This is a genomic window from Staphylococcus nepalensis (genome assembly GCF_002442935.1).
GTDB lineage: Bacteria > Bacillota > Bacilli > Staphylococcales > Staphylococcaceae > Staphylococcus > Staphylococcus nepalensis.
Genome location: NZ_CP017466.1, coordinates 2392186 through 2414544 on the forward strand (window position 1 = coordinate 2392186; position 22359 = coordinate 2414544).

Sequence of the window (22359 nt, forward strand, 5' to 3'; positions counted from 1 at the left end):
ACTTGAACAAAAGAACCGGGCTCAATTAGAGGGTTTTATTACACGCTTTGTTAGCCTGCTATGATATTGATAATTAATTTATTAACGTATGCAATAAATATCATTCTAGGTTTAATCACCTGCTTTCAACATCAAAGAAAGAAGAACTAGACAGAAATGACACTTTCTAAATAGGTTTCATTGTCCTCTTTGGCAAGAACGACTAGGATAAACGTTTAGATTAAGTGAATCGCATGAATGATTCATTTTTATAAGCGCATTTTCAGACCAGTCCACTTGCCCCAATAATACAAATGAGCCGGAGACATTGCACCTTATGTCTCCGGCTCATCTTTGTTTGTAAGATAGTTATGTAAACACACGTTTCAGTCAACCTGAGGAAAATGCCAGATAAAATATTAAGCCCCCATCCATTATTTAAATGGAATGAGGGCTTATCATTTAACTATTTTTTCTCTTGTCCTTTTGGTCCTGGTTCGTATTTATATTGGGATGGTTTGACTTTATCGAAATCGGGATTATCATAAAATCTCAATAAATCACCGTTAATCACGTCGTCACTCATTTCCAAGTCTTTTTCAGCTTGTTGTTTTCGTGCATCAAAATCGCTTGGTTTTTCAGTAACCGGTTCGTTATTCTTATTATCGTATATTCTACCATTTACATATTTATAGTCTTTGGTAACAAAATCACCATTTCTAAATGGTACTGTATCATTATGATCTTTTGATAATAAGTCCGTTCCCATCATTAAATAGTTTTTAGTGTCAATACCCATCAAATGGAGCAATGTAGGCATAACATCTGCTTGCCCAGCATATGTCTTATCTACAGTGCCTTCTTTACCAGGTATTTTCAACCAGAAGCCTGTGCGGTTTAAATCAGTGAACTTAGCTGGTGTAATCTCTTCACCTAATAATTTTTCCATTGCTTTGTTATGGTTTTCTGAAATACCATAATGGTCACCATAAATCATAATAACAGAATCATCATAGATGCCTTTCTCTTTCAATTCATTGACAAACTCTTCTAATGATTCATCTAAATATCTAGCCGTTTGTACATAACCATCTACAGTTGAATCTCCAGTATTTGGCTTATCAATTGACGCGTCTTCTGGCGATAACGTAAATGGATAGTGGTTCGTTAATGTGATTAAATGGCTATAGAAAGGTTCTTTTTCTTTCGCTAGGTAATTCGCTGACTCTTTAAAGAACTCTTTATCTTTTAGACCTAAATTTTCAAGATTTTCTTCAGACATGTCATAATAGGTCGCATCATAAAATTTATCGATACCAAAATGTCTGTATACTTGGTCACGATTCCAGAACGTTTTATAATCTCCGTGCATTACGCTTGATGTATAACCTTGTTGTTGATGTAAAATAGCTGGCAATGCTTGGTACGTATTATCACCTTTAAGTGAGAATGCTGAACCTTGAGGCAGTCCATATAAACTATTATCCATCGTGAACTCTGAGTCAGAAGTTTTACCTTGTCCTGTTTGATGGAAGAAGTTTGGATAATATCTATATCCTTCATTACCAGTTGAAAGTTTATTCAAGAATGGCGTTACTTCTTCTCCATTTACTTTTTTATTAATTAAGAACGTTTGGAAACTTTCTAAATGTATTTTAATCACATTTTTCTTTTTAGCCGCGCCAAAATATTCTTTGTTTGGCTCGGTTCTTTTTTGTTTTGTGTAATTCAATACTTTAGTTAAATCATCTTCATTGGCCAACGCTTTTTGTTGATTATTTTGAATTGTTTTCACACCATCATAAACTGTGAAATTATAAGGGCCTAAGTATTTTACTAAGTATTTATGGTCAAATGTACGTGTTAATAATTCTGGACGATCTGATTCTGCAAAAGCAAGGTTCAGGAAGAACAATGCAACAGATGCTGCCATGATTACCGGGACAAACTTTTTACTAAACACCCGTTTATCTAACCATTTTTGTTTGAAAATTAATATAAATAAATAAATGATTGTATCAATAAAGTAAGCAAAGTCATACCATTTAAATGAAGCAGAAACAGCGCCTCCCATTGATTCAACATTCCCTACTTGGTTTAATGTACTAAATGTTAAGAAATCAGAGAAAAATCTAAAATACACTACATTTGCGTATAATAGGAAAGTTAAAAGAAAACCACCTATAAATATAAACCAAAAGGCTTTCTTACCTTTGAAAAATAAGAAAATACTCAATACTAAAGCGATTAAACTATATGGATTCATTAATAAGATTAAGTTTTGAACTAACCCTTTAACACCTAAAGAAAAATCAACATAGTATGAAAAATACGTTTTAGCAGTAACTGTTAAGACAGTTATGATAAAAAACGCAAAAAGAGTTAATTTCTTTTTGTGTAGACTCATGTTTGTTCCCCCGATATAAATTAATAAAAGTTGGTCCTAGTACCTAGTCCAATAAAATATATTTGTAATCATTGTTAGTTCGTAGTTAACATCTTCTAACTATACTTTTATCGTTATTTGCGAAAGTTAAAATTTATAAAAATATGGTTTACAATTTATATAGCTAAATTCAACCAAATCTCACTTATGAGTACTTGTTTCATCAATGATCAATTAATTCTATTAATTAAAAATATTTTCTAAAAATTTGTGAATTATAGGTGTTTTATTGTAAATTACGTTATTGTTCAGAATTATGATTGTTATTTACATCGCTTTTACTACTACTTTACCATGTAATATTTTTGTAATAAAACGATTATAGTTCAATTAATAAATATAAAGCAATTCTTAAGTAATATCAAGTAAAAACACACTTTTTTTCATAAAAAACCCCTATCAAAACCTTTTATGAAGGCATTGTTAAACGCGTATGAAAACAAGATTAAATTAAAGTAAAAAATTAAATTTCCTATATAATTATACGTGTTTCATGCGACGAATTAATCAGACTATGGACCTATTTAAATCAAAGAGGGATTATACCTATTGAGTTAAACAACCATTTAACATGAGTATACGTATAAAACGCTAGTTACACTTTAAATAAAAAGCCTGGAACATAAGCAATATCCCAGGCAATTTTTGGTATTGGCTCTCAAGCAATGAAGTGCTAATGTATTTATATAAGACTTTTAAAGCAAAACTTATATGTGAGCCCTAGCGCTTATATTCTTTTTTCTAGTTATGGTTGCTCAAATACCACAGCAAAACCATTCTATAAAATTTGATTTAGACTTGTCTCATTAGTATCAGCTATCGTAATATGATTTTAATTTCAATTTTGATGTGAGTTAAAATGTGATTGTAGTATTGCATTCGTGCGCAACTATATTCTATAAAGACACTACGTTAACTATTTTAACATCTCTAGTTGCATTCTATACTCAATTCCATGAAATAGTTGGTTTAACCAATTCGTATATTTTATTAGATTTTTTTCTGCAGTTTCGATATCTATAAATTGGAATTTCAATTTAGTTCCGGGATGTTTCTGCCCTAATTTTGTTAAATGATAACTTGCAACAGTTCCAATTTGGGGGTAACTCCCTAGTGTGTAGTGATCGTTTAATAAAATGATTGGGGTGCCATCTCTTTTCACTTGGATTGTTCCGATTTGAACAGATTGATGCGCCGGCATGTCTTCATAAAATGCTTTAACAGGCTGTCCCTCTACATACATCCCTACTCTATTCGCTTTACTTGTTACTTTATATTCTCCATAAGTGAATCGATTTAATGCATCTTGATCAAAATCTTCTGTACCTTTATTTTTAATGACATGGAACACATCTGACATATAGTTAAAAGAAAGCGCATAACCGTCTATACCCCAATTCGTTTGGTGCGTATGTTCAAGATTTTCAAAAAGTTTATAATGACGTTCTGTATAGTTACGTTTCATGTTGATTTCATCGCCTTTTTCTAATCTACGACCATGAAATCCTCCTATTTTAGACATAAAGTCTGTAGATGAAGACCCTAACCACTCGTCTAACTCGAAGCCCCCACCTACAGCTAAATAAACTCTTGAAGTACGTGTAGTTTCTGTAAATTCAAGCACGTCTCCTTTTTCCATTAAATAAAGTTTATTTGGTAAAACTTTTAATTGTTCTGTTTTAGCTTTAAAATTCCCACCGCTTAGTGCAATTAAAGTTGACTCAGTAAAACGAATACTAGCCATTCTGTTTGTCATTTCCAAAGTAGCTTCATTTTTATCATTAGCTACTAAACGATTAGCAATTTCGTGTGAGAGTGGATCTAGAGCACCTCCAGGAATCACGCCGTTATGTTCATAGCCTTTACGACCAAAATCTTGGAAACTAGAGAATAATCCTTCACTTTCTATTATGATTGACATGGTTCAAAGCCTCCTAAATCCAGTGCTTCCTCAGTAATTGCGTTAAACTGTACATTATCACCTAATTTTAGAGTAGTGAAATCTGATTGATGCGGGTTAAATAATTCAACTGGAGTATAACCGATGACTAGCCAATCTCCATACGTATCAATTGTAGTAATGCCTGTTTTTTTTCCTTCAATGATTACTGATCCTGCCGGGATAAAGACTTTTTTGCCCCCTGTATGATTTACAAATAAACGTTTATCCATACCAGTTAAATAGGGAAAACCAGGAGAATATCCCATCATTGACACAAAGTAGTTTGGAGCTGTATGCAATTTTACAAATTTATCAAAATCCATTTCATAATATTTTAATAAAGATGCTAAATCAGGCCCAAAATCACTCCCGTATACTACAGGTATTTGTATTGGGTCCGCCGTTTTTTCTACATGTTTAATTTCTAACTTTACAGATTGCAACAATGCTTTCATGTATAGAAATGGTGATTTTATGTTGTGATGTTTAATCATATCTCGCGCATCATAGCAAATCATCATATCAGACTCTGTCGGTACAATTTCTGTAATAAATGGATAGTTTTTATTAACAAGATATGTTTTTAATGCTAGTAGGTCTTCAGTTAAATCCTTAGAAACCTCTTTTTCTATAGAAACCACAATGGCTTGATCACCTTGACTGTATATCTTCATAAATTCACCTCATCTATTGTTTCTATCGATAAAATACATTCAATATCTGCGTTAAATATCTTATTATTTCTTTGACTAAAGCGTAAATAAATATCAACTGAATCGCGCATGATATAGTGACTATTAATTTTGTAATATAATATTTTTGCTGTTTCATTAAATAATTCGCGTGCCATTTAGTAAGCACACTTAGAATAATAATTAATAAAAACCATAGCACTATCATTATTTTGCCTCACTCGCCGACATTAAATTTTTTAAGATTTGTCTTACTTCATTTATATTGTTTTAATTATAATTTTAGAATACGTCATTTCATTTTATTTATTAAATGTTGATAGCGGAGTTATAGTAAACTGCTTTTTCAACACCTTAACTACAATCATTAGAATGGAAAAATATATATTTCTTATACTTTCTATATTCTATAGATTTATTTCAACATCGGCAACCTCTCTCAAACTATTTATTAGAAAAACCTTTATTTGATGGCGGCTTAATTTTTCTCTAAATTCTTGTATATCATAATTTTTTTCAATTAATCTACCTTCATCTATAAGTGCTTGCCTTTTGCAACCTTTTAAAAAATCGTTATCAAAAACAGGCGTATACAATTCATTTCTCTCTTTAATCATAATATTACCTATATCAAATTCTAATATTTTACCTTCTTTATCATATAATAATATGAGATCTGTCTCATGATTGTGCATTAAATGTGCCCTGTTTGTTGTTTTATTTGTGAGTATACGGTTATCTTGAATAGGCTGTAACTGAACAAGTTTAGCTGTAAAGCTATCTTTTGGTGGTAAACTTGCTAACTCGTAATCAAATACGCCATTTGGATTAAGTAATATTTTTACTCTATAGGTGTCATTCGAGCACAACGCTTTAATTTCTCTAATGATTGCATGCCATCTTTCATCTTGAAATGTAATGTGAAAGTGTTCTGCAGACCGCTTCATTCTGTCATGATGATAAGATAACCTTAAAAAATCTCCTGCTTCTAATTTCAACGTTTCAAATAATTGCATTATAATCTCTCCAATATTTTAGTCTTATCTTTAAATTCTTGTACTTCTGCTTAAGGATTGGAATCTATTGTAATACCTGCTCCCACACCATATACTGCTTCTCCGTTTATATATTGTATTGTACGAATTGGTACATTAAATATAGATTTCCCACTAGGTAACAACAAACCAATTGTGCCACAGTAGCCATTTCTAGATGTTTGTTCTAATTGTTTAATATAGGTCATTGTGTTGAGTTTCGGCGCACCAGTAATAGAACCGCATGGGAATATTGCTTTTAATATACTTTCTAAAGACAAATGGCGTCCCAACTGGCCAGTTACCATGGAGGTCATTTGATAGACTGTCTGGTATGTTTCAATATGAAATGGTTTGTAGACTTTCACCGTTCCAGTATTAGCAATTCTACTAATATCATTGCGTAATAAATCAACAATCATTACATTTTCAGCTCTGTCTTTCGTGGAACATATTAACTGATTTAAATTATCTCGATCTTCTAATTCTGTTTTACCCCTAGCAATTGTACCTTTCATAGGTTTGCTTAAAATGGTGTTAGATTGTTTTTTAAAAGGTCCGTATTGAAAGAAAAGCTCTGGAGACAATGATGCAATTTGCACGTCATCTGTGTCGATTAATGCAGAATAATAACCATGGTTGTCTCTTTGCAATACATGGTACAATTCAGAGATTGGCCCTCGTATATCGTCTTTTAGCCTTGTCGTATAATTGACTTGATATGTATTGCCTTCAGTTATAGCATGTTGTACCCATTTGATGTGTTTAATCATTTGTTCATGTGCATATTGGAAGGTAAAATGATGTTTCTTTTGATATCCATTACACACCTTTTTCCCTTCATTTTTTGCTTGTTTAAATACATAAGCGGCTGCATATATAAATGAAGATTCTGATTCGATAGTTGCCATTTGACTGTTGAAGTAAGTAGCTGCTTCATAAGGCAAATATAAAGCGACATAATCGCCATTATTTTGATGTGTCTCAGCAAAACGTACAACTTCTCCTACCTCTTCAATGTGGTATGCAATTTTTTTACGCAAATATTTTGTGAGTTGCAATTGATATGTTTCATTTTGTTCTTCATCTATGTAATAACGATAATTAAACTTTATTTGCATGATATGCCTCCACAATTTCAATAAATAATTTAATTTGTTCTATACCGTACTCACTTAAAATTGATTCAGGATGATATTGCACACCGTAAACAGCATCATCTTGATGTGCACATGCCATAATAACACCTTCATCATTGATAGCTGTAGCGCGTAGTATTGAAGGAAATGTATGTATGTTAGCCATTAAGGAATGATAACGCATGACCGAAAACGTCGTAGGTAAGTCTTTAAAAATGTCTGTACCTTTATGCGTAATGAAAGTTGTATGACCGTGAATTGGTTTTTTGTTTTTTATAATGTCACCGCCGAAATGTGTAACTATGAGTTGAAATCCTAAACAAACACCTAAAATCGGGACATGTTTGGCAAATCGGTCTATCACTTTGTTCAGTATAGGATAATCTATTGGCTTGCCTGGCCCTGGCGATATGACAATCGCTTCTGGTTTCATACCGAAAATCTCATCTATAACAACTTCATCAACATCAATAACAAACACTTCTCTTGCATAGCATTGTTTAAGATAATCTACAATATTATATGTGAATGAATCTTTATTATCGATTACAAGTAGCATTAAATCACCTCAATAGTATTTATATAAACATTTATTATGTTCATTATCCCAAATCCTAACTTGATTTTACAGCTTAAATGTATTATTCTAGTCACGGTATAAATGAAACAGAGGTTTCTAGCTGACACCCTCTATAAAAAACTAGACACCGGAACGACGTCTATCTTTTTTATAGAGATAGACGTTTTTTTATGGCGTCATAACATTTATATGAAAGCTAGTATATTTTAAGGAGTGTAAATTAGAATGACGCAACGCACATTAAACAATAATAAAGCCATCGTCGTATTTAGCGGCGGTCAAGATAGTACGACATGTTTATTTTGGGCTAAAGCACATTTTGAAGAAGTCGCTTTGGTCACTTTCGAATATGGTCAACGACATGATACAGAAATCCAAGTTGCTAAACAAATTGCTAAGGAACAACAAGTTGAACACCATGTACTCGATATGTCACTATTATCTCAACTCACTCCGAACGCATTAACACAACATGATATGGATATCGAAGAAGGAGAAGATGGCGTACCAAATACTTTTGTACCAGCACGTAACCTATTATTTTTATCTTTTGCTGGGGCTTTGGCATACCAAACTAATGCAAAACATATTATTACTGGCGTTTGTGAAACTGACTTTTCTGGCTATCCTGATTGTCGTGATAGTTTTATTAAATCAATGAACGTCACACTTTCGCTCTCTATGGATAAAGATTTTGTCATCCATACACCACTTATGTGGCTTGATAAGAAACAAACATGGGCATTGAGTGATGAGCTGGGTGTACTCGACTATATTAGATATCAAACTTTAACTTGTTATAACGGTATTGTCGGCGAAGGCTGTGGCGAGTGTCCTGCGTGTAAACTACGTGCCCGAGGATTAAACGCTTATTTAGAAGAAAAAGGAGCGAAATAATATGTTCCAACAACATTACCCTAGCATTAACCATAACTACCAGTTTGAACTTAATAAAGATTTTAATTTTTCAGCCGCGCACTATATTCCGAGTGATGACGCTGGAAAATGTATGCGTACTCACGGCCATACTTACTTTGTAAATTTAACTATTGGTGGGGACGTCTTAGATCATAATGGTTTCTTAGTGAATTTTAGTGAATTGAAAAAGTTAGTGCATGATCAATTTGATCACCATTTATTAAATGAATTACCACAATTTAAAGATAAAAGCCCTTCCACAGAAATAGTTGCGCAAACCATTTACGAAATGGTGCAAACCTCTTTAAACGAAAGAGCCAATCAACCACAATGCTTACAAGTTTATGTAAGAGAAACACCAACGAGTTATGTCATATTTAGACCAAAGGAGTTAAATCATGAGTAAAATTCCTGTTCTTGAAATTTTTGGCCCAACCATTCAGGGCGAAGGTCGCGTCATTGGTCGTAAGACGATGTTTGTACGTACAGCTGGATGCGATTACCGATGTAGCTGGTGTGATTCTAGTTTTACATGGGATGGCAGTGCAAAAGAAGATATACGTATGATGAATGCTGAAGAAATTTATGCGGCATTATATGACCTTGCTGGTGAGTCGTTTAATCACGTGACCATTTCTGGTGGCAACCCTGCTTTAATCAGAGGAATTCAGGGCTTAGTGGATTTGTTTGAAGAAAAAGGTATACAAAGCGCCTTAGAAACACAAGGTAGTAAATTCCAACCATGGATGACACAAATTGATGATTTAACGATTAGCCCTAAACCACCTAGTTCAATGATGAAGCCAAACTTACCTATCTTAGATGACGTTATTGCAAAATGTGTCCCAGAAACACTAAACCTAAAAGTTGTTATTTTTGATGATGATGATTATGAGTTTGCTAAAATGATTCATCACCGGTATCCCGATATCCCTTTTTATCTACAAGTTGGTAACCCCTACTTAGATGGCGAGTATGTCGAAGCACATACAGAAAAATTACTATCATTATACGAAACGCTTGTAGATCGAGTAATGGTAAGTAATGATATGAATAATGTATATGTATTGCCTCAATTACACACTTTACTCTGGAGTAACAAAAAAGGTGTTTAAATTGTGTCGAATAACCGGTTCATTGTATAATGCCTTTTGTCTATACAATGAACCGTTTTTTCATTTGAATCAATAGACTTAGGAACAATAGTCACTGTATATGTATAATGATTTAAATTAATAACCTTTTACAGGTTGACTCGTTTTTATTTCATAAATTATAAAATATCAACTGTTATTAAATGATTAAATTAAACTTACTTGATATAATGTTGCAGTGAAGTATCTAGGTTAGGAGAGCAACATGCTAATAAATATAATCATAAATATAGCTACGGTATTAATCATTCTAGGTATTGATTTATATCGTCAGAATTTCAAACAACTTAAGTTCAGCTCTATACTTTTAGCAATAACTATAAATGCTATGATCAATTTAGTTATTGTGGGCAAATATGATTACATAACATTTTATACTTGTGTTCAATTGATTATTTGGACAATGCTACAATTGTATTTAAATAAAAAGATCAAAGTATATGTGATTACTGATCAAAAATTGATTGGTTTCATTTTATCAATTATCATGAGTACATCTTTAATCCTTTCATACGATACAAGTAACGATTCTTACTATATGTCTATTCCATATTTAGCACCGGCCATTTTTATTATAGGCGCAACTTTGTTGTTCTATAGTACTTTCCAAACACATGAAAAAGAACAAATTAAAGTATTAAATCGTATTCGCCGGCCTATCACGATTGGACAAATATGTATTATATTATCTTTTACTATCATGACTTTATTAACACCGTATTGGTATGCCTTTATTATTGTACATTTGTTATTTATACTTTTTTTATTATGGCAGAATATATTTTTTTCACAAAAATGATTAACAAATTATATTTTGTGGTATGTAATAATAGTTAAATAAATTATAGAGGAGGTATATCATGTTTGGATTTATCCTTATGTTAATCGTCGGTGGTTTAATCGGTTGGATTGCTGGTGGCATCTTAGGTAAAGATATCCCCGGTGGCATTATCGGTAATATCATTGCTGGTGTTGTAGGCTCTGCACTGGGTTCTTGGATTTTAGGCGATTGGGGTTGGCACTTAGGTGGCATTGCGATATTCCCTGCGCTTATCGGAACGATTATCCTTGTAGCGCTCTTATCATTTATATTAGGTAAATTGCGCAAAAAATAATATATCATATTTAAATAACCCCAGATTAAGCGAAACCAAGCTTAATCTGAGGTTATTTTTATCTGTGTTTTACAAGTGGTTTATCTTTATCAGAAGTTGCTTTACGCGACGGTGTATATAAAGATGCTGCGCTGTTCACATTATTTTGGTTATCTTTAATTGTATAATCTGACATTTGCAATTTAGATTCAGATTGCTTTGTTTTATTTTTAGGATCCAAATTAGAAACTTGCACAATATATTTTGGACGTTGTTTGACTTCATAATAAATTCTACCAATATACTCTCCAACAATACCTATTGAAATGAGTTGGATACCGCCGAGTAATAAAATCGCTGCAATCGTTGAAAAGTAACCTGGTGTTTTAACACCATTAATCATAATGCTTCCAAAACTAAAGACAATATAGAGTAAGCTCACAAAGAAAACAACAAGCCCTAAATAAATCATGGCACGTAATGGTTTATTGTTAAATGAAATGAGACCATCAATACCATAATTCAATAATTTACCAAATGACCATTTCGATTTTCCGTCTTCTCTTTCAACATTTTCATAAGTGAATACCTTAGTGTTATAACCAATCCATTCGAACAATCCTTTTGAAAAACGATTGTATTCATTTAACTCTGTCAATGAATGAATTGCACGTTGGCTGAGCAACCTAAAATCACCAATGCCGTCTTCTAATTTTATGTCTTCAACAAGATGATTAATCACTTTGTAATACACTTTAGTTAGCCATTTTCTTGAATGTTTTTCACCTGTTCTATCACGTTTAGCCACAACTTGATCGTAACCATCTAAATAACTGTCAACCATTTGGGGGATCAACTCAGGGGGGTGTTGTAAATCAGCGTCAATCATCACTACAGCATCACAATTGACACTGTGTTGAAAACCAGCAATCATTGCGGATTCCTTACCAAAATTTCTACTGAATGAAATATATTTCACATGATTGTCATGTGTCGCCATTTCTTGAATATAATTGATTGTTTTATCGTGGCTACCGTCATCTATAAATAATAATTCGTAGTTATACTGACGGTTGAGACTGTCTTCCGTTAAGATTTCTGTTAATCTGTCATACGTTTTTAATATTACTTCACCTTCATTATAACATGGCACTATTATTCTTATATCCATATTAAACACCTTCATTTCAATGACTTCAATTTCACTTTATCAATATTCACAGTTATTTTGCCATTCTTATTATTTAGATTTACGCAATCTTTATATTACCTTAATATTCATTAATGAAACTTAATTGTTTAACAAATATTGCAAATTGTTGTTAACTAAACTGCTTTTATAATTAGGAATTGTCACTGTTTGAATTACAAATTTTCTTAATACAGTAATAAATCATTAAACTTAAATATTGTTCTATATATTTTTTGTAAAAAGTTGTAACTTTGTCCATTAAGTTTATCAACTATTGCAAACGATTGAAAATAAAACCCTTTATAACTTTAATCTAAAAAACAGGAAAGAAATCAAAAGTTACTAAATTGATTTTCTCCCCTGTCCTTTAACAAGAATATAATAAGTTTTCAACATATTTAATATGAATAGATATAGCTATATTTAATTACTGTAATGAGACGCTTATAACCTGTAATAAGTGGCCTATCCGCCCAAAGTGATACTGCATGAAGGTATTATTTTAAGTCACCAATACGTACCTTATCTGGGTCTTTACCTTGACGGTCATTTCGATTTAAATTATCTATCTCAGCAATATCCCTTAATTCTAAAGTGAAATCAAAAATATCATAATTTTCCTTAATACGTTCTGGTGTTTTTGATTTAGGAATTATCAAGCGATTATGTGCTAAATGCCAACGTAAAACAACTTGTGCAGGTGTCTTACCGTATCGATTTGCGATGTCAGTTATCACTCGATGATCCAACAATCCTTGATTTCTCATTAATGGCATCCAAGCTGTTACAGCAATATCGTTATCGTCACAATAAGCTTGCAACTCGTGTTGGCTAAAGTAAGGGTGTACCTCGATTTGGTTTACAGCTGGTGTGATTTCAGTTTCAGCCATTAATGTCTCTAAATGATGTTGTTTAAAATTACAAACACCAATTGCACGAATACGTCCTTCTTTATATAGTTTTTCCATTGCTTTATAGGTTTCTATAAACAAATTATCTGCTTCACATGGCCAATGTATTAAGAATAAATCTAAATAATCCGTGCCTAAATTTTCTATTGATTTAGTGAAAAACTCTATTGTTTTATCATATCCTTGGTAATCATTCCAGATTTTAGATGTAATGAATAAATCAGAACGAGGTATATCTGCTTTTTTTAAAGCATTTCCTAATGCTATTTCATTTTTATAAAAGTAGGCTGTATCAAACGCACGATAACCTGATTCTAATGCAGCATTGACCGCTTTTTCCATTTCTTCTTCAGTGATTTTATAAACACCCAAACCAACTTTCGGCATTGGATAACCATTATTTAAATAATATGTATCGGCTAACATAGAAACAATCCCTCTCTTTATTAATTTAAGTATCATTATTATTTTAATATTTAAATTAATAAATGTATACTTTCTAAATTTTAGATATAAAAAAGCGGGATAGAAATCTATGATGCTTTAAAGATTTCATTATCCCGTTATAATTAGAATGATTATAGCGATAAAAGCTTACTTTTATTTTAGTTATCTAGTGACAATACCATAGGTGGATTTGAATATTGATTTTATGCCAACTACTGTTAAGATAACTAAACATCTATTTTTTAGCTCACACAAAAATGCGTCATCAACCTACCAAATCTCATTTATGCTCAATAAACTAAATTTTAGTAAGAAAATGGCTTGGGATCATATATCACGCCTTAGTTATCGTCTTCTTCTTCATCTTCCAATGTTGGACGTGTTTCATGATATTCAAATTCTAAAATCACGTTGATAATTTGATGATTATCTACTTCTGATATGACCCAGCGATCATATTGGGTATCTACGTAATCATTAGGCTGTAAATTCGTATTATGCGCTTGTAGCCAGCCACCGATAGTGTCGATATCTTCAGAATCTTCAAATTCAATACCAAATTGGTCATTCAAGTCATCTAATAAGACCCTACCATTAATTTGATACTTATTGTCGCTTAATCTTAAAACGTCGTTCACTTCGTCATCATCAAATTCGTCACGAATTTCACCAACAATTTCTTCTAGTATGTCTTCCATTGTTAGAATACCAGCTGTTCCTCCATATTCATCTATAATTAAACTAATATGGACGTGTTCACGCTGCATTCTTATAAGTGCATCGCTTATCCTTGTTGTTTCAGAAATCATTGGTAGATCATGAATATAATTACTTGCTTTCATCGGTTTCCCAGAAGCATACTCTGTTAAAAATTCTTTTACATTAATAAACCCTTTGACGTGGTCTTTATCCCCATCTTCAGTAATCGGGTAACGTGTAAATTGATGTTCTTTAATCGTTTCTAATAATTCATCAACGTTAAATGGTTCATTCAATGTAACCATTTGCGTACGAGGAACCATGATATCTTTAGCATGTCTTTCGTCAAACGAAAAAATATTTTGCATATATGCTAATTCTGTTTGGTTAATTTCGCCGCCGTTATAACTATTGTTTATAATAATTTTTATTTCTTCTTCTGACATAGCATCATTATTAGCATCTGGATCTACGCCAAACATGCGAATAATCATTCTTGCTGAACCGTTCATTAACCAAATTAATGGTTTCATGATAAGTCCAAAATAATATAGCGGTCTTGCATACACAAGCGCCAACTTTTCAGTATATTGAATTGCAAGTGTTTTCGGTGCTAATTCACCAAGAACCACATGTAAATAAGTCACAATAATAAATGCTACAATAAATGATATCGTCGTCGTTAATGCATCAGGTAAATGGATTACTTCAAATAGTGGATGCAATAACTTATTAAATGTTGGTTCTCCTAACCAACCTAAACCTAAAGATGTCACGGTAATCCCCAATTGACATGCGGATAAATAATAGTCTAGGTTTTTAATCATTTTTTTTACGATGCGTGCATTACCATTGCCCTCTGTAGCAAGTTGTTCAATCCTTGTGGTACGTACTTTCACTAAAGCAAATTCCGACCCTACAAAGACAGTAGTTAATGCTATTAAGAAAAAGAATATTACTAAATTCATTATGGTCACTGTTTCCAATTAGTTCCCTATTTCTAGGGATTCACCTCCAAATTTTGTGTCACAATAGGTGACTGCTTATCAAATCTTACATGATTGTTGATTATTGTTTTATAGGCTAAATCCTTCCCATTGTAACACCTCCCTAAAAACACGCATTACTTTTATTTTATCATAATATTTGTATTGAAAGTCATTTGTAATAATTAAAATTTTATATTCACCGAATTTACCATTTAAACGCAAATTCACTTTTAAGTCAACTTTCTGATTTATATTTCAGACGTACTAAATAGGCTTCATTCTTTTTAATCGTTTGGTTATTATAACTAATTAAATTTATGAATCTCACCTTGTTTAATTGTTGTTAGCACTTCAATATCATCGTTAACTATGACAATATCTGCATCTTTGCCAACCTTCAGACTGCCTTTTTCGTTGTCTATTTTTAAAGCTACTGCTTGGTTTAAACTGGTAACAGGCCATAGGTTATCCAACGTATCTCCTGTAAATTGCATAAGATTGTAGAGACCGTTGTTCATTTTCAAAATACTCCCTGCTAATGCCCCTGAGGCTAAACGAGCTTCTGAACCTTTTACAATGACATTTTGACCGCCTAAATCATACTCGCCATCAGGCATACCTTTCGCTCGCATAGCGTCTGTAATCAAGTAAAATTGTTTATTACCTTTTTGCTTATAAGCAATTTTTACAGCTGCTGGGTGGGAGTGGATGCCATCCACGATAACTTCAGTGCTTAATTTATCATTAAGCCAAGCTGCGCCAAATAATCCCGGTTCCCTATGTTCAAATGGCGTTCCTGCATTATATAAGTGCGTTACATGTTTTGCTCCATTTTCAGCCGCTTCATTACTCTCATCAAATGTTGCTACCGTGTGTCCGATTGAAAAGATAATGTCATCATGAAAAGCTGCTAGCGTCTCTTGTGCGCCAGCAACTTCAGGTGCAAATGTCATCACCTTAATTTGGTGATTCGCTACATTTTGAAAATAATTTATTTTTTCTACTGAAGGTCTTTGTACATAGCCTGGATTTTGTGCACCCACTTTATGTTCAGAAATAAATGGCCCTTCCAGATGTATACCCACAATATCTGCCGCATTTAACGCATCGTGTTGTGCTTGATATGCAACAATATTTTCAAGTGCACGCGTAATATTATCATCTGATTGCGTCATAGTCGTTGCTAAGAAACTGGTAGTTCCTTCAGACAATAATGATTCAGATAAATGTTTCAAGCCCTCCAACGAAGCATCCATCGCATCTTCTCCATAACCCCCATGCATATGAATGTCAATAAAGCCAGGTAAGATGTGATGTCCTTGTGCATCGATAGTTTGTAACTCACCTTCATAATCCCCTATACCTACACCAGCGATTTTACCGGATTTAATAATAATATATCCACGTTCGATGATTTCTTCTTCCGTATATATTCGCCCATTTTCAATTACATATTCAGTCATTTGTTCTACCTTCTTTTCAATGATTTTACGCTCAAATATGATTGTATAACTTTTATTTTATTTTACCAAATTCATCACTTTTATTATATTCAAAAGTTTTTAATTCATAAAATGACGGCGCAAAAAGCCAGAAGATCACTCAATAATGAGTCTCTTCTGGCTTTATAACATACATCAATCTATTTTTAATCATTCATAGCTTCTGATGCTTGAATTTCTTCTTCAGTTAACTTTGGTTTTAATAAACCATAAATAATTGCACTTATAATCGCGCCTATCACAATAGCGATGAGTGATTGTAGCACATGGCTAAAGTCTGTTCCGATGATGACAAAAATACCACCATGTGGTGCTTGAATCGCTGAACCTAACCCTAAAGCAATCGCTCCGCCAATACCTGAGCCAACCATCATTGATGGAATCACTCTGATAGGGTCTGCTGCTGCAAATGGGATAGCACCTTCAGTAATAAATGATAGCCCCATAACGTAGTTTGGTACAACAGAACCTCTCTGTTCTCTTGTGAATTTCTTACGGAAGATAACCATTGCAGTAGCGATGGCAATTGGCGGAACCATTCCACCTATCATTGCAGCAGTTATTGGCGCTGCGTTGCCTTCAGTCAATGCAGCTGTTGCAAATACATATGCTGCTTTGTTGAATGGACCACCCATATCAATTGCCATCATGGCACCAATGACTAAGCCTAATAACATAATGTTCGTTCCTGATAAACTTTGTAAACCATTTAGTAATAAATTATTTAACCATGATGCCGGCGGATTTAATACATAAATCATGAGTAAACCAGTGATTGAAACTGAGAATACCGGGAAAATCAATGTCGGTTTCAAACCTTCTAATGATTGAGGTAACCCACTGGCTACTTTCTTAATACCTTGTGTTAAGTAACCTGCTAAGAAACCTGCAAGGATACCACCAATAAACCCTGAATCGCCCGAAACAGCAATCATACCACCAACAAGACCAGCTGCGAAGCCTGGTTTGTCCGCAATACTACGTGCAATATATCCAGCTAATATTGGTATAATTAACGCAAAGGCACTCTTATTCCCTATATTCCACAATTGTTCCGCAAAGGCATTATATTCTGAACTTTTTGGATCAAATGCATTTGCACCAAACAAGAACACAATAGCCATTAAAATACCACCAGCAATAACAAGTGGTAACATATTAGAAACACCATTCATTAAGTGTTTATATATTGTTTTACCGATACCTTGTTTTTCATTACTTTCTGACTGTTTACTACTTGACTCACTGCTCGCAACAAATGGTTTACGAGAAGTATCTTGCGCCATGTTAATTAGCTCTTCTGGTCGCTTAATGCCATCAGCAACTGGTACTTCTACTACATTTTTACCATTAAATCGAGCTGTTTCGACGTGTACGTCTGCCGCTACAATCACGCCGTTAGCGCGTTCGATATCTTCATTCGTAAGATGGTTCTTTATTCCTCCAGAACCGTTCGTTTCTACTTTAATTTTAATACCCATTTTATCAGCTTGTTTTTTCAAAGCATCGCGTGCCATGTATGTGTGGGCAATCCCTGTTGGACAAGCTGTAACTGCTAATATATATGGTTCATTTGTATCAGCTGCACTTTCAGCGTCTGTATTATTTACTTCTTCTGCTTCCTCTTCTTCTGTTGCTTCATCATCAGCTTTATCAATAATTTGTAATACCGATTCAGGAGACGTTGCATGAAGTAAATCTTCACGTACTTTATCATCCATTAAAATACCTGATAATTTGGCTAATGCGTCTAAATGTGTTTGTGCGCCACCTTCTGGTGCTGCAATCATAAAGAATAGATGTGCTGGTTGCATGTCTAAACTTTGATAATCTACTCCTTCTTTAGATTTACCAAAGGCAATAGCAGGCGTATCTACTGCAGCAACTTTAGCGTGAGGGATGGCAATGCCCTCTCCGATACCAGTCGTACTTTGAGATTCGCGGTTATATATCGCTTCTTTAAAAGTTGAAACATCATTTAATTTATCCGCTTTATCTAGTTGATTAACTAATTCGTCTATTACGCCATTTTTGTCTGTTGAAGAAAGATCCATAGCTATCGTATCTTTTGTTAATAACTCAGTAATTCTCATCTTATTCGCTCCCATTTAGTGTCGTAATTGTCACTTGATTTTTAATAGCTTCAATTGCCTTATTTGTTGCTAAATCATCATTAAATGCAGTTGCTGTTCCCGCAGACACTGCTTGTTTAAACGATGCTTCAATAGAAAGACCTGCTTCAAGGCCAGCAACCATACCTGCTACTGTACTATCACCAGAGCCAACCGTGTTCACAACTTTGCCATTTGGGACTGTCGCTTTTAAGTTATGCGTATGGTCTACGTACACAGCGCCTTCACCACCAAGTGAAACAATGACTGATGCAGCGCCCATTTTTAAAATTTCTCGTGCGTAAATGATGACATCTTCATCTGATTTTATCGTTGTGTCAAACATGACTTCTAATTCATCTTTATTTGGTTTAATAAATAATGGATTATATTTTAATACAGGTTCTACTAAATCTTTTTCAGCATCTACAACTAATTGCGCACCTGTTTGTTTGGTGATTTTTGCAATTTGTTCATATGCATCTGTTGGTACGCTCTTTGGTATACTACCTGCTACTATCACTGTGTCTTCCTTAGCAGTATTTCGAAGTTGTGTAAGTAATGCTGTAAATTGTGTTTCTGAAATACTTGGTCCCGGTGCATTTATTTCAGTTTCGCTACCAGTTTTTAGTTTCACATTAATGCGTGTATCTTCATCAACTTGAATAAAATCAGTATAGATTCCCGCTTTTTTCATTGTTTCTATAATGAATTGACCTGGAAAACCACCTGCGAAGCCAAGCGCTGTCGATGACACATTTAATGTTTGTAACACCCTTGAAACGTTGATACCCTTGCCTCCTGCAAATTTATATGTTTCTGTCGCTCTATTTAATCCATCTAACTCAAAATCATTAGTAAACATAATGTAATCAATAGAAGGATTAAAAGTTACTGTGTAGATCATCGTGTGCCTCCAATAAATTTATAGTTGTCCGCAAATTTTTCAAAAATCCCACTCTCTCTTACTTTTTTAGAAGTAACGATTGTAATTTCATCTTCGATTGGGACATGCGCAAAATATACCTTGTCGTATTTATCATGATCAGCTAATAAGTAGGCTTCTGCGCCTAACTGTATCGCATATTTTTTAATAATTGCTTCTTGTTCGTCTGGTGTTGTTAAACCATACTTCGTATCTATGCCATTCATTCCAATAAAGACTTTATCAAATCGGTATCGTTTCAATGTTTCTAGAGCACTTGCGCCTACTGTCGCAAACGTCGTCGCTTTAATTTCTCCACCTAAAATAAATGTTCTAATACCATACTTAATTAACTCTTCAACATGAGTTAAGCCGCTTGTAACAACCACAATATTTTGCGCCTTTATATAAGGAATCATCTCTAGTGTCGTCGAGCCAGCATCTAAAAAGATGCACTCGTTATCTTCTATTTCCAGAGCAGCTAATCGTCCTATTTCTTGTTTTTCTTTTAAATTTGTAGCACGCTTATCAGCTAAATTGGGTTCTAAAAGAGATGATTGATTAAGTGTTGCGCCTCCATGTACTCTTTTTAATTTCCCGATTTTTTGTAATTTCGATAAATCTCGACGAATCGTTGAAGCACTACAACCTGTACGCTCTATTAATTCTTGCAACGTTAAAAAATCCTTTTTTGACAATTCAGTCAATATGAGTTCATGACGTTTTTCCGTAATCATCTCTTCACCTCATTCCACCATCATTATAATGGTTACGCTTTCTTATTTCAATCATTTTTTATCAAAAACAGTCAAAAACAGTCAAAAAAGGGTGCATATTTCATCATTTATATCTTTTTACATAAACCGTCCCTTTTTTTATTAAATGAAATGTAAATCATATACAAAATTGGTAATAAAACGCATTAAGCTTTAGCGATTAACATATGAGGCAAAATATGAGGTTAAGTATTTTATTTGTGCGCATAAAAAATCACGAAATGGCAAGTTTACCGTTTCGTGATGATACATTTTATACTACTTTTTTTAATTATGAATAACTTCTGTTACTTTCGCATGAGTGGTATCAATTAAATCATCTACTGCCATTTCAATTTGCACACCGCGTTCCCCACCGCTAACATAAATTGAATTTAAGAACGTTGCTTGTTGGTCAATCACTGTTAGGAATTGTCTTTTCATGCCTATTGGTGAACAACCGCCTCTAATATATCCTGTCACTTTCTTCAAGTCATCTAGCGGCATTAAATGTAATTTCTTTTCGTTTACAGCATAAGCTGCTGCTTTCATATCTAACGTAGCATTTACAGGAATAACAAAAACAAAGTGATCATGGTTACTATTTTCTAAAACAAGCGTCTTATATACAAACTTATCTTCGATGCCTACTTTATTTGCTACCGCAGTACCGTCCATATGTTGATCTGTAACTTCATAAGTATTCACATTATAATTGGTTTTTTGACGATCTAATATGCGCATTGCGTTGGTCTTCTTTTGCTTCATTTCTACACCTCGTAACACTTCAAGATGTGCGATGTTTAACAAATAAATTATTATCTCCACCGCTTAAATGTTTATAACTTAATCATCCAAATTCAGTTGTTTAATAAAACGTGTTAATGCTTCGTTCATTTCTTTATCTTTTAAAGCAAATTCTATTGTTGTTTTAACAAAACCTAGCTTCTCTCCCACATCATAACGATTACCTTCAAAATCATACGCGTATACTTGGCTATCTTTATTTAGTCTTTCAATTGCATCAGTGAGTTGAATTTCACCACCGGCGCCCTTGTCTTGGTTCGCCAAATAATCAAAAATATCAGGTGTTAATACGTAACGTCCCATAATCGCTAAATTAGAAGGTGCAGTGCCTTGTTTGGGCTTTTCAACAAATTGATTTACTTCGTATCTTCGACCTGTTTTTTCTAACGGATCAATAATACCATATCGATGCGTTTCATTTTCATCTACCTCTTGAACTCCGATGACAGACTTACCAGTTTCTTCATAGGTATTCATTAATTGTTTAATAGCCGGATTTTCAGACTCTACAATATCGTCACCTAATAGTACCGCAAAAGGATCGTTTCCAATAAATTGGCGAGCTGAATAAATAGCATGCCCTAGTCCTTTTTGCTCTTTTTGTCTAACATAAAAAATATTAGCTAACTCTGTAGAATAATTCACTTTTTCTAATAAATCTGTTTTTCCTTTTTCTTGTAATATCATTTCCAATTCTTTTTGATTATCAAAATGATCTTCAATTGCACGTTTATGTTTTCCAGTTACGATAATAATATCTTCAATGCCAGCACGAGCGGCTTCTTCAACTATGTATTGAATCGTTGGCTTATCTAAGATTGGTAACATTTCTTTTGGCATAGCTTTAGTTGCTGGAAGAAATCTTGTACCTAACCCAGCTGCAGGTATAATTGCTTTTTTTATTTTTTTCAAAACATTCATCCTTTTCAATTCAAATTAGTTATTGTTATATATTTTTTTAGAATATAAAATCTCTTTAATGTTAATATAATCATACCATTGATACATTTAACTTTATACATTTTTCCAAAAATAAAAACATT

At 33.3% G+C, this 22359-nt stretch carries 21 protein-coding genes; 5 read left to right on the top strand and 16 right to left on the bottom strand.

The annotated features are described in order from the left end of the window. Positions 1 to 445 precede the first annotated feature (445 nt). The 7 genes from ltaS to BJG89_RS11490 all read right to left on the bottom strand — a co-directional run bounded on the left by ltaS (position 446) and on the right by BJG89_RS11490 (position 7791). On the bottom strand, positions 446 to 2386 hold the full coding sequence (gene ltaS, locus BJG89_RS11460; protein WP_096810716.1) for a polyglycerol-phosphate lipoteichoic acid synthase LtaS: 1941 nt from the start codon (positions 2384 to 2386) through the stop codon (positions 446 to 448). Positions 2387 to 3341: 955 nt separating this feature from the next. Then, on the bottom strand, positions 3342 to 4346 hold the full coding sequence (locus BJG89_RS11465; protein WP_096810717.1) for a 5-oxoprolinase subunit C family protein: 1005 nt from the start codon (positions 4344 to 4346) through the stop codon (positions 3342 to 3344). Beyond that, positions 4334 to 5041 (bottom strand): 5-oxoprolinase subunit B family protein, encoded by a 708-nt coding sequence (locus BJG89_RS11470; RefSeq protein ID WP_096810718.1) that lies wholly within the window; start codon positions 5039 to 5041, stop codon positions 4334 to 4336. The genes BJG89_RS11465 and BJG89_RS11470 overlap by 13 nt, the downstream gene beginning before the upstream one ends. Further along, complete coding sequence (locus BJG89_RS11475) at positions 5038 to 5217, bottom strand: hypothetical protein (protein ID WP_157772557.1); 180 nt, start codon at positions 5215 to 5217, stop codon at positions 5038 to 5040. The genes BJG89_RS11470 and BJG89_RS11475 overlap by 4 nt, the downstream gene beginning before the upstream one ends. Positions 5218 to 5466: 249 nt before the next feature. Continuing rightward, on the bottom strand, positions 5467 to 6075 hold the full coding sequence (locus tag BJG89_RS11480; RefSeq protein ID WP_096810720.1) for an aminotransferase class IV: 609 nt from the start codon (positions 6073 to 6075) through the stop codon (positions 5467 to 5469). Positions 6076 to 6125: 50 nt separating this feature from the next. Continuing rightward, positions 6126 to 7214 (bottom strand): chorismate-binding protein, encoded by a 1089-nt coding sequence (locus BJG89_RS11485; RefSeq protein WP_096810721.1) that lies wholly within the window; start codon positions 7212 to 7214, stop codon positions 6126 to 6128. Continuing rightward, a complete protein-coding gene (locus BJG89_RS11490) occupies positions 7198 to 7791 on the bottom strand; it encodes an anthranilate synthase component II (RefSeq protein WP_096810722.1) in 594 nt (197 codons plus the stop codon). Before BJG89_RS11490 ends, BJG89_RS11485 begins: the two co-directional genes overlap by 17 nt. Positions 7792 to 8037: 246 nt before the next feature. Between BJG89_RS11490 and queC the strand changes: the two genes are divergently transcribed. The 5 genes from queC (at position 8038) to BJG89_RS11515 (ending at position 10999) form a co-directional block, all read left to right on the top strand. Beyond that, positions 8038 to 8709: a 7-cyano-7-deazaguanine synthase QueC gene (queC, locus tag BJG89_RS11495; RefSeq protein ID WP_096810723.1), complete on the top strand. Its 672-nt coding sequence runs from the start codon at positions 8038 to 8040 to the stop codon at positions 8707 to 8709. A 1-nt stretch (position 8710) separates the two neighbouring features. Continuing rightward, positions 8711 to 9136 (top strand): 6-carboxytetrahydropterin synthase QueD, encoded by a 426-nt coding sequence (queD, locus tag BJG89_RS11500; RefSeq protein ID WP_096810724.1) that lies wholly within the window; start codon positions 8711 to 8713, stop codon positions 9134 to 9136. Then, positions 9129 to 9845, top strand: coding sequence for a 7-carboxy-7-deazaguanine synthase QueE (gene queE / locus BJG89_RS11505; protein ID WP_096810725.1), 717 nt, complete (start codon positions 9129 to 9131; stop codon positions 9843 to 9845). The genes queD and queE overlap by 8 nt, the downstream gene beginning before the upstream one ends. 244 nt (positions 9846 to 10089) lie before the next feature. After that, entirely contained in the window at positions 10090 to 10683 is a 594-nt protein-coding gene (locus BJG89_RS11510) for a hypothetical protein (RefSeq protein WP_096810726.1), read from the top strand. Between the two features lie 61 nt (positions 10684 to 10744). Continuing rightward, the gene (locus BJG89_RS11515) at positions 10745 to 10999 is read left to right on the top strand and encodes a GlsB/YeaQ/YmgE family stress response membrane protein (protein ID WP_096810727.1); all 255 of its coding nucleotides are present in this window, start codon (positions 10745 to 10747) and stop codon (positions 10997 to 10999) included. Between the two features lie 58 nt (positions 11000 to 11057). Here the strand turns inward: BJG89_RS11515 and BJG89_RS11520 are convergent, their stop codons facing one another. From BJG89_RS11520 to galU, 9 genes are all read right to left on the bottom strand, one after another. Then, positions 11058 to 12149, bottom strand: coding sequence for a glycosyltransferase family 2 protein (locus tag BJG89_RS11520; protein ID WP_096810728.1), 1092 nt, complete (start codon positions 12147 to 12149; stop codon positions 11058 to 11060). A gap of 518 nt (positions 12150 to 12667) precedes the next feature. After that, positions 12668 to 13507, bottom strand: a complete 840-nt coding sequence (locus tag BJG89_RS11525; protein ID WP_096810729.1) for an aldo/keto reductase — start codon at positions 13505 to 13507, stop codon at positions 12668 to 12670. A gap of 362 nt (positions 13508 to 13869) precedes the next feature. Continuing rightward, positions 13870 to 15213: a hemolysin family protein gene (locus BJG89_RS11530; protein ID WP_096810730.1), complete on the bottom strand. Its 1344-nt coding sequence runs from the start codon at positions 15211 to 15213 to the stop codon at positions 13870 to 13872. 308 nt (positions 15214 to 15521) lie between these two features. Beyond that, positions 15522 to 16679, bottom strand: coding sequence for an N-acetylglucosamine-6-phosphate deacetylase (nagA, locus tag BJG89_RS11535; RefSeq protein ID WP_096810731.1), 1158 nt, complete (start codon positions 16677 to 16679; stop codon positions 15522 to 15524). Between the two features lie 185 nt (positions 16680 to 16864). Further along, positions 16865 to 18811, bottom strand: coding sequence for a PTS fructose transporter subunit IIABC (locus tag BJG89_RS11540; RefSeq protein ID WP_096810732.1), 1947 nt, complete (start codon positions 18809 to 18811; stop codon positions 16865 to 16867). Position 18812: 1 nt separating this feature from the next. Continuing rightward, a complete protein-coding gene (gene pfkB / locus BJG89_RS11545; protein WP_096810733.1) occupies positions 18813 to 19736 on the bottom strand; it encodes a 1-phosphofructokinase in 924 nt (307 codons plus the stop codon). Continuing rightward, positions 19733 to 20491 carry a DeoR/GlpR family DNA-binding transcription regulator gene (locus tag BJG89_RS11550; protein ID WP_096810734.1) on the bottom strand — a complete coding sequence of 253 codons (759 nt, stop codon included), beginning with the start codon at positions 20489 to 20491 and terminating at the stop codon, positions 19733 to 19735. Before BJG89_RS11550 ends, pfkB begins: the two co-directional genes overlap by 4 nt. 306 nt (positions 20492 to 20797) lie before the next feature. Then, positions 20798 to 21277: a Cys-tRNA(Pro) deacylase gene (ybaK, locus tag BJG89_RS11555; RefSeq protein ID WP_096811238.1), complete on the bottom strand. Its 480-nt coding sequence runs from the start codon at positions 21275 to 21277 to the stop codon at positions 20798 to 20800. A gap of 78 nt (positions 21278 to 21355) precedes the next feature. Beyond that, positions 21356 to 22228, bottom strand: coding sequence for a UTP--glucose-1-phosphate uridylyltransferase GalU (gene galU / locus BJG89_RS11560; protein WP_096810735.1), 873 nt, complete (start codon positions 22226 to 22228; stop codon positions 21356 to 21358). Positions 22229 to 22359: the final 131 nt, after the last annotated feature.

Excerpts from the sequence above, each read along its gene's own strand:
- nagA (WP_096810731.1), bottom strand. The coding sequence starts at position 16,679 with ATGACTGAATATGTAATTGAAAATGGGCGAATATATACGGAAGAAGAA.
- BJG89_RS11515 (WP_096810727.1), top strand. The coding sequence starts at position 10,745 with ATGTTTGGATTTATCCTTATGTTAATCGTCGGTGGTTTAATCGGTTGG.
- ybaK (WP_096811238.1), bottom strand. The coding sequence starts at position 21,277 with ATGAAGCAAAAGAAGACCAACGCAATGCGCATATTAGATCGTCAAAAA.
- BJG89_RS11550 (WP_096810734.1), bottom strand. The coding sequence starts at position 20,491 with ATGATTACGGAAAAACGTCATGAACTCATATTGACTGAATTGTCAAAA.
- BJG89_RS11480 (WP_096810720.1), bottom strand. The coding sequence starts at position 6,075 with ATGCAATTATTTGAAACGTTGAAATTAGAAGCAGGAGATTTTTTAAGG.
- queE (WP_096810725.1), top strand. The coding sequence starts at position 9,129 with ATGAGTAAAATTCCTGTTCTTGAAATTTTTGGCCCAACCATTCAGGGC.
- BJG89_RS11510 (WP_096810726.1), top strand. The coding sequence starts at position 10,090 with ATGCTAATAAATATAATCATAAATATAGCTACGGTATTAATCATTCTA.
- ltaS (WP_096810716.1), bottom strand. The coding sequence starts at position 2,386 with ATGAGTCTACACAAAAAGAAATTAACTCTTTTTGCGTTTTTTATCATA.
- BJG89_RS11520 (WP_096810728.1), bottom strand. The coding sequence starts at position 12,149 with ATGGATATAAGAATAATAGTGCCATGTTATAATGAAGGTGAAGTAATA.
- BJG89_RS11525 (WP_096810729.1), bottom strand. The coding sequence starts at position 13,507 with ATGTTAGCCGATACATATTATTTAAATAATGGTTATCCAATGCCGAAA.
- queC (WP_096810723.1), top strand. The coding sequence starts at position 8,038 with ATGACGCAACGCACATTAAACAATAATAAAGCCATCGTCGTATTTAGC.
- BJG89_RS11490 (WP_096810722.1), bottom strand. The coding sequence starts at position 7,791 with ATGCTACTTGTAATCGATAATAAAGATTCATTCACATATAATATTGTA.
- queD (WP_096810724.1), top strand. The coding sequence starts at position 8,711 with ATGTTCCAACAACATTACCCTAGCATTAACCATAACTACCAGTTTGAA.
- pfkB (WP_096810733.1), bottom strand. The coding sequence starts at position 19,736 with ATGATCTACACAGTAACTTTTAATCCTTCTATTGATTACATTATGTTT.
- BJG89_RS11465 (WP_096810717.1), bottom strand. The coding sequence starts at position 4,346 with ATGTCAATCATAATAGAAAGTGAAGGATTATTCTCTAGTTTCCAAGAT.
- BJG89_RS11540 (WP_096810732.1), bottom strand. The coding sequence starts at position 18,811 with ATGAGAATTACTGAGTTATTAACAAAAGATACGATAGCTATGGATCTT.
- BJG89_RS11470 (WP_096810718.1), bottom strand. The coding sequence starts at position 5,041 with ATGAAGATATACAGTCAAGGTGATCAAGCCATTGTGGTTTCTATAGAA.
- BJG89_RS11485 (WP_096810721.1), bottom strand. The coding sequence starts at position 7,214 with ATGCAAATAAAGTTTAATTATCGTTATTACATAGATGAAGAACAAAAT.
- BJG89_RS11475 (WP_157772557.1), bottom strand. The coding sequence starts at position 5,217 with ATGGCACGCGAATTATTTAATGAAACAGCAAAAATATTATATTACAAA.